General features: G+C 52.3%; 5 protein-coding genes. 1 reads left to right on the top strand and 4 read right to left on the bottom strand.

Annotated elements, in window-relative coordinates:
* The 3 genes from FJ146_18795 to FJ146_18785 form a co-directional block, all read right to left on the bottom strand.
* Window positions 1-491, bottom strand: a 491-nt coding sequence (locus tag FJ146_18795) for a hypothetical protein (protein ID MBM4254020.1), incomplete at its 3' end; no start/stop codon positions are given.
* A gap of 71 nt (window positions 492-562) precedes the next feature.
* Window positions 563-1,972 (bottom strand): hypothetical protein, encoded by a 1,410-nt coding sequence (locus FJ146_18790; GenBank protein MBM4254019.1) that lies wholly within the window; start codon window positions 1,970-1,972, stop codon window positions 563-565.
* Window positions 1,973-1,983: 11 nt separating this feature from the next.
* Complete coding sequence (locus tag FJ146_18785) at window positions 1,984-3,381, bottom strand: hypothetical protein (GenBank protein ID MBM4254018.1); 1,398 nt, start codon at window positions 3,379-3,381, stop codon at window positions 1,984-1,986.
* 224 nt (window positions 3,382-3,605) lie between these two features.
* Between FJ146_18785 and FJ146_18780 the strand changes: the two genes are divergently transcribed.
* A complete protein-coding gene (locus FJ146_18780; protein MBM4254017.1) occupies window positions 3,606-4,961 on the top strand; it encodes a hypothetical protein in 1,356 nt (451 codons plus the stop codon).
* 12 nt (window positions 4,962-4,973) lie between these two features.
* On the opposite strand, the gene FJ146_18775 is transcribed toward FJ146_18780, so the two are convergent.
* Window positions 4,974-6,779: an ATP-binding cassette domain-containing protein gene (locus FJ146_18775; protein MBM4254016.1), complete on the bottom strand. Its 1,806-nt coding sequence runs from the start codon at window positions 6,777-6,779 to the stop codon at window positions 4,974-4,976.
* Window positions 6,780-7,231 lie beyond the last annotated feature (452 nt).

Below are 7,231 nucleotides of genomic sequence, written 5' to 3'. Positions count from 1 at the left end.
TTGGGGCAGTATATATCAAAGGAGATGTCGGCGATTGCGGTCCCTTTACCGGTGATGGGGCTTAAGAGGTCTTCGATCGGGAGCCTTGGGGTGAGAGCGGAAGTTTTCTCAATGGCTTTCGCCACCAGTAAGATCGCAGCTCTTGACCTTTTCTGTCGCTCGTTTTTATTTAGTTTCGGTACACGGGGGGATGGCTTTAGCTGTTGGATCAGGGCTCGCGCCTTGGTGACTGCTGCTACTACCTGCTTATGCGCCCTATGTAGCTTTGGTGGCGTCTTCGCTCTTTGATTGCCGCCACCCGGCAGAGTTGCAGTCAATGCTAAGGTCCAGTACTTGTCGACTTGGCGCAGGGCATGATGCAAATGCGGACTAGGATCTTCTTTTAGCACTGTGCGGCGACGTGCGTGAGCTAAATAATTGAGTGCTAGGCCCAGCGCATGATGAAGTTTGCGTAATTTAACTGTGCTCACACCTGCAGTATTTCTGCTCACCCGTAGACTCCTAGATGCCGCGTTGACGGTGCGGCCCTAAAAGCATAGCGGCATCTGACCTGCGATGCTAGTTAGCTCGCTGACCTCAGGGCCTCAGACCTTTGGATAAGGACCAAGATCTTGTCGTCCTCGGTCTGAATATTGCGAACAGCCGCCTTGCCACCTTGCGTCACCTGGGCTAGCAGGTCGTACATGCGGTGTTCTTTGGCGAGGGCTCTTTTGGGTATGATGCCGTCCGTCGCTAGCATGAGGGCAAACGGCGTGTACTCAGGGAGTGAAACCCGGACGGGTTTGACCTGGGGGTCGGCGTAGATTCCGAGTAAATGCCCATCGCCCGTAATGGCTTTGGTCGATTCTGCGATCCGTGAATCGCCAACGACAAAGAGCGGCATCGGTCCAGCCGAATAGTAGATGGCCTCATTGTCATCTAGGACTAAAAGTCCTAGTGTCAGGGTGTGAGGGTGTTGACGGCCCATAGTCCTCAGGGTGCGGTTTACTGACTGGAACCAAGAGAGCGGATGCCAGCCGAGATCGTTCAGGCCCGCCACCCACAGCGCCTGGATCGTCTGAACCACCATCGCTGCGGGTACGCCCTTGCCGGTTCCGTCTCCAACGGCAACAACATAGCGCCCGTCAGGCAGAACTCTGGCAGCAACCCAGTCACCCCCAAGGGAGGTAGCATTGGCCTGAAAAATAGTAATTTGCTTATCGCCATGTAACGTGGTCTCAGCTGGCCGCACAAGATTTTGTTGGAGTTCACGGGCTACTGCAAGCTCTGACTCGATCGCTTGGATTTGCAGTCGTTCATTCTGAAGGATTAACTCACGGGATTTGAGCTCAAGGATGGCGTGCCGCTCGCTACGGAGATTGAAGAAATAATAGTAAACCATCACATAAACATCAACGAGGACCAGAGCGATGGATAAAGGCACAATGCCAGGTCCATCGTTATAGTGATAGACCCCTAGTGGTGGGATGAGCAGTAATATTTTCATAACGACAATAGAGCGCCCAAATAAAACACTGAGCGTGCCCACATACCACAAAATAGTTACCCAAATGAGTCCGACGATGATTATGAAGCTACGACTCGCGTCCGGGAACGTCATGACACCTTGCAGCAGAATGCATAAACCGAGTATTGCTAATACGTTGCCGATAATTAAATGCGTTTTTAGCCCAACCCATTTTTCGACTCTAAAGTGATCGATCATGATCACAGTCACGATGGAGCCGATCCCAATAAGGATGGAAATGGCAAAACACGGCCACTCCAAGTTTTTTGGTGCGATCGTAAACGCTCCGATAGTACCAAGAAACGATACGACAACGGCAACCAGACTGAAACTGCGCAGGGCCTTGATGCTTTCGCTGCGACGTTTTTCGTTGATGAAATCACGCTGCTCCGCGCTTATCTCTAGCTTTGCCTGAGTGGTAAATCCCATGCTAGTCAAGCGTGATTTTAAATCAAATGTCGCCATGGTCTCGTCCTCTAGGCTGCTTTACTTTCGCTGATAGCGACTAGGATCTTGTCATCGTCGACGGGATGCGATTTTATGGCTGCGCCCCCCTGCTCATTTATATTTTCAATCAAGCCGAGTAAACGTGATGGATGCTTACGTGTCTGCCAGTCGAGTATGCCGTCGCTTCCAAGTAGTAGCGTGTAGTCTCCCAACTTTGGTAGCGGCACTTTCACAGGGCTGATGTCAACGCTATCGACGATGCCGAGCGGCATGCCGAAACCAAAGATAGGTCGCACTTTGGGCGGTGTCGCACCTTTATCAGTGATGTATAGGGGAATGTGACCGGCGCAGTAGTAAAGCACCTGATCTTGCTGCAAGACGATGAGTCCTAGTGTCAGTGTGTGAGTCCCCGGTTTCTCGCCGATGGCCAGTAGTGTTTGATTGACGAGTTGCAACCAATCCTGCGGAGAAAAATTATCGTTTTGTAGCTGATCGGCCCAGAGCGACTGTACCACCTGAACCACCATCGCTGCCGCAATACCTTTACCGGTGACGTCGCCGACGGCGATGATTTGACTGCCATCGATCAGATCGCGCACTAGGAGCAGGTCGCCTCCAAGTGTACTGTATGGAAAGTGAAAGAATCGGATTCGGTGGTGGGCATCGTCCACCTCTGATGGAGGGGATGCCAGGTTAGCTTGCAGCTGCGCTGCGACTTGCATTTCTGTCTCGATGGCCTGAAGGCGTAGCACTTGGTTTTGCTGCTCTAGTTCAGTCGTCTTTTTTTGAATCAGAGCATGGGACCTAATCCTAGCAAGCTGCGCCACAAAGAAACCGCTTAGAGTTATGAAAATCAGAAAGAGCACATAGACTAGAGCCACAAAATCTTCGGTATGGGTCGAGTAGACCATCAGAGCGGAGATCCCAAAAATGCTGAGCAGCACCGGAATATTTGAGTACCCGATGATCGGGGTAAATGTTGCTAGATTCCAGCCGAGTCCGGCCCACATGCAACCGGCGACGATCATGTGACCCGTATTGAAGTTGTCTTGCGTAAATGCTGCATGAACAAAGATGCTCATACCAATCGTTGTTAAGGCATTGGTCACGAATGTGTGGAAATAAAGAGCAAACTTCCAATGTTTAGCGGTGATGACGGACTCAAAGACGATCCAGGCCGCACTTTCAAGCCCAAGCAACGCCAGCACGATCGATAATATCAGGTCATACGGTGGCGGGATTATGAGAGCGCCGAGGGCAGCGCCGAGCAAGTAAGAGACAGCACCCGCACCGGCAGTCGAGTAGGCAACACGGCGCCCGTACTCTAGTAGCCAGTCATCAACAAAGCGCGCGTCATCGGGCGACAGCGACATTGCGTCGTAGCCCGTCAAGTAGCGCAGTAGTTTTTGTGTGAACCTTTTAAGCAAAGTAACTCCACTGATCCGAAGTAGTTATCGGAAACTATGCGTTCACATTTAGTTTTTGTGTATAAAGTTTGGCGCGATGATGGAAGCGTTAAAGAAAAAGCTTAAAGTTGAGAATTCACCAAATTAAATATTGATACGAATACCGTCACAGATTGGTAAAAAAAAAGTCGAAGCGCTATGATCAAATTACAATGTAACAACCCCCTCGATTGGGAGACCTCTTTATGGCGCTGAGATCAGGAGCGAGCGTTCAGATGCTGCGCGTGGCTGTCATGGTTGGTGGAACTTGTGTGGGCTCGGGTCTTGTTTTTGCCGGTGGCTTCACGCACCAGCAAGGTGCAGTCGGTCTCGGTACTTCGTTCTCAGGCGCCTCAGCAACAGCCTCTGATCCTACGACGCTGTTCTACAATCCAGCCGGTATGACAAGCTTGCCGGAAGGTCAGAATTTTTCGGCATCCGCAGTTTATATGAATCTGCGCAATAACTTCCGTGACGCGGGATCCACGGACGCTAGCGGTAAGGCTATGTCAGGCAACGATGGCGGCAATTTTGGCACGAAGGCCACGATCCCTAATCTTTACTACGTTTACAATACGGGCGCTCTAGCCTACGGGATCGGTTTCTCAGTACCCTATGCTATGCAGCTGTCTTATGATCCGACGTGGAAGGGTCGCTTCCAATTCACCAATGGTAAGTTTGTCGTGCAAGAAGTGGCACCAGCCGTTTCCTACCGTCTGAATGATCAATGGAGTTTTGGTGCATCGGTCGGCTACCAAAGCCTGTCACTCGAGCTTGGATCCAAGATCAATAACTTCAACGTCTGTTACGCCGCGGTGAAGTCCAAGGGCCAAGCTGATGCGGCGGCCGCAGCCGCCTGTGCATCACAGGCCACTGTGGAAGGTGAGTCGAAGCTTAAAGGTACGTCTAGGGCACCAGTGCTCGGCCTCGGCGTCCTCTACAAACCGGCTGCAGGCTGGAACATTGGCCTCAACTACCGCTCGCCTACTAAGCACCAGGTTAAAGGCACTGTGGAATATCAAAATACTTCCTTCGCTGTATTTACCGCAGGAAATATCCTCACCAACGGCAGCGTCGAAGGCAAATCGGTCATGCCGGGTTCCGGTAGCTTAGCTGTGGCCCATACTCACGACGCGCTCACCGTGTCGGCTGATGTTACCTACACGGCATGGTCTTCGGTCAAAGAATTGGCCTATGACTTTGCTGATAATACCCCCACCAAGATCACCTCACTCAACTGGCGTAATACTGTACGCGCCGGCGTTGGTGGTGTTTACCGTGTGACGTCACAGGTGCCTGTGCGTCTGGGCTACGCCTTTGATCAATCACCGACCCCAGATGCTGCGCACCGCGTCGCCTCGCTACCGGATTCTGATCGTCACGTGATTGGTTTAGGTGCTGGTTACGAGATGGACAAATACAAGGTCAACCTCGGCATCTCAGACGTCATCGTCAAGAATGCTCCTACCGACACCGCAGCAACTACCGGCGAAAAACTCAAGGGCGAATACCGCAACGGTAATCTCGTGAGCATCGGTGTCCAGGTGGATTACACTCTCTAACACTGTAAGAGTTTAGTGTACGATTTGACCCGCAGGCTCTGCCTGGCGGGTTTTTTTATTCGGATCGATATCAGCAGAATGAATGGCGCCACCTATATCGCCAGCATTGACGAGCCGCGCGAAAATACCGTCCTCTGCCCGAAGCTCATCGTAGGTCCCGTTCTGCACAATCCGTCCATCTTGCATGACTAAGATGCGGTCAGCGCCCAAGATTGTCGAGAGGCGATGCGCGATCACGAAAGTAGTCTTGCCGCGCCTCAGCTTGTCCATCGCTTGCTGGACGTAGCGCTCCGTTTCGTTATCAAGAGCGCTCGTTGCCTCGTCGAGAACCAGAATAGGTGCATCTTTCAGAATGGCGCGGGCGATAGCGATACGTTGACGCTCGCCGCCCGATAGAGCCAGCCCCCGCTCACCAACGACGAAGTCGTAGCCCCCCGGTCGGCTCACGATAAACTCGTGGGCGTACGCACGACGAGCGGCCTCCTCGACCTCATCACGCGTCGCATCGGGGCGGCCTACTAAGATGTTGTCGTATATTGACCGATTAAATAGACCTGGCTCCTGGAACACGGTCGCAATCGTCCGGCATAGTGTTTGTACCCCCAGCTCAGCAACATCATGAGTATCAATCGTGATGCGCCCCGTATCAGGTGTGTAAAGACGCTGCAGCAAACTCAGGCAAGTGCTCTTGCCGGCACCCGTTGGTCCAACGAGGGCAACTGTTTGTCCAGGTTCAGCGACAAAGTTCAGATCAAAAACGCCAGGCCCGATCTGATTTTGTGGACCAAATCGGTAGCTCACGCCCTGAAATTCGACGCGGCCTTGCACTGCCAGCGCCGTCGGCTTATCGGGCTGCACGTCTTCGTCACCGACGTGATCGATTAGTTGCAGCAGGTTCTTGGTGGCTGGCATCTGCGATACCATGCGATTAACAAATGAGGAAAACTGATCCAGACGATTGATCAGAAGGGTTGAGAATCCTACAAAAGTCACAACTTGACCTTGAGTCACGGTTCCTGACCGTACCAAGAGAGAACCAATGATCACTATGGTCAGCATAGCAATCATCGCTGAGAGCCGCGTGATCGTGTTAAGTACGCCCCACCAGTTAAGCACAGGGTATTGAGCGCGCAATACCTTCGTCGATTCAACCTTAAAGAGCTCAGTTTCCTTAAGAACGCGTGTAAAGCTCCGGACGATGGACACATTAGCCATGACGTCGATGAGTCTGGCCGCTAACTCCTGGTGTTTAAGCTCAACCTGGGCCTGCCTCTCGTGCGTATGACGAATCACAAACCAATTACATGATGTGTACACCAAGGCTAGCACACAAAGTGCCGTGGCCAGTCGTATGTCCAGATAAAAAGCCAGCGGCACTAGCATGACGATGCTAGCGAGGGCGATCATGTTTTCACGAAAAAACGAGAGCGTGATACTAAAGACCTGATCGCAGCCCATTTGAATGGTGCGTACAACTTTGCCGGAGCCGTTGAGCGAATGATAACGGTAGGGGAGCGAAATCGTCCGCTCGAATGCGGCCTCCATCGCTCGCAGTCTCTGCCGGTGAGCGTAGCGATCAGACACGACGGCCAGAAAGATGCTCAGAGCGGCATTGATAAAGCCGATACCCATCCACATGGCTACATAATTTATTAACTGCTGCTCCTTGGCGAGCGCGTCTATAACATCGCCAAAGAGAACGGGCTCGAGAATTTGAGCGCCGGCTATAAAGACTGCAGCGACAACGAATAGGACACTTAGTCTTCGCTCGTCAGCGCCAATCTTTAGGACGCGGGCGAATAGATGTAAAATTTGCATGATATCCGTAATGATCTAGTTAGAAGTCGACTGAATCAGATCCGCCGCCAATGCTGTCAGAGGGGCGGAATACCCACCAGTGTATCACGGATTAGCGGGTCACTTTACTGGCGAATAGGTGATGACCAGCTCCTGGCCCGACGCCGGTGCGTATGCGGTGCTCAGAACGATTTTAGAACTAGCAGCGTCAAGCGTATAGCCGCCGGTTGGGACGGCAGTACCGTTGACCGAGACTTCGATCGTCTTCGTTGCATCTAGAGGGTCACTGAGGTCGAAGGCACTCTTCCGCGTATCTGCAATAATCTTTTGGGCTAACGCAGCCAATAGCTTGGACCAATCGTCGCTGCAAAGGTCAAGGATAGTGCCTTTGGTCGCAGGATTGGCTGCAAGCTCCTGGTATTGCGTGCCGACGTTGGCAATCGAGCACTGAGCCGAGACCTTGCCTCTGGTTA

Source organism: Deltaproteobacteria bacterium (assembly GCA_016874735.1).
GTDB lineage: Bacteria > Bdellovibrionota_B > Oligoflexia > Oligoflexales > CAIYRB01 > CAIYRB01.
This window is presented reverse-complemented; position numbering and strand designations above follow the sequence as displayed.

What these genes read in the sequence shown, in the direction of transcription:
- FJ146_18790 (MBM4254019.1), bottom strand. Translation starts at nt 1,972, where the DNA reads ATGGCGACATTTGATTTAAAATCACGCTTGACTAGCATGGGATTTACC.
- FJ146_18780 (MBM4254017.1), top strand. Translation starts at nt 3,606, where the DNA reads ATGGCGCTGAGATCAGGAGCGAGCGTTCAGATGCTGCGCGTGGCTGTC.
- FJ146_18775 (MBM4254016.1), bottom strand. Translation starts at nt 6,779, where the DNA reads ATGCAAATTTTACATCTATTCGCCCGCGTCCTAAAGATTGGCGCTGAC.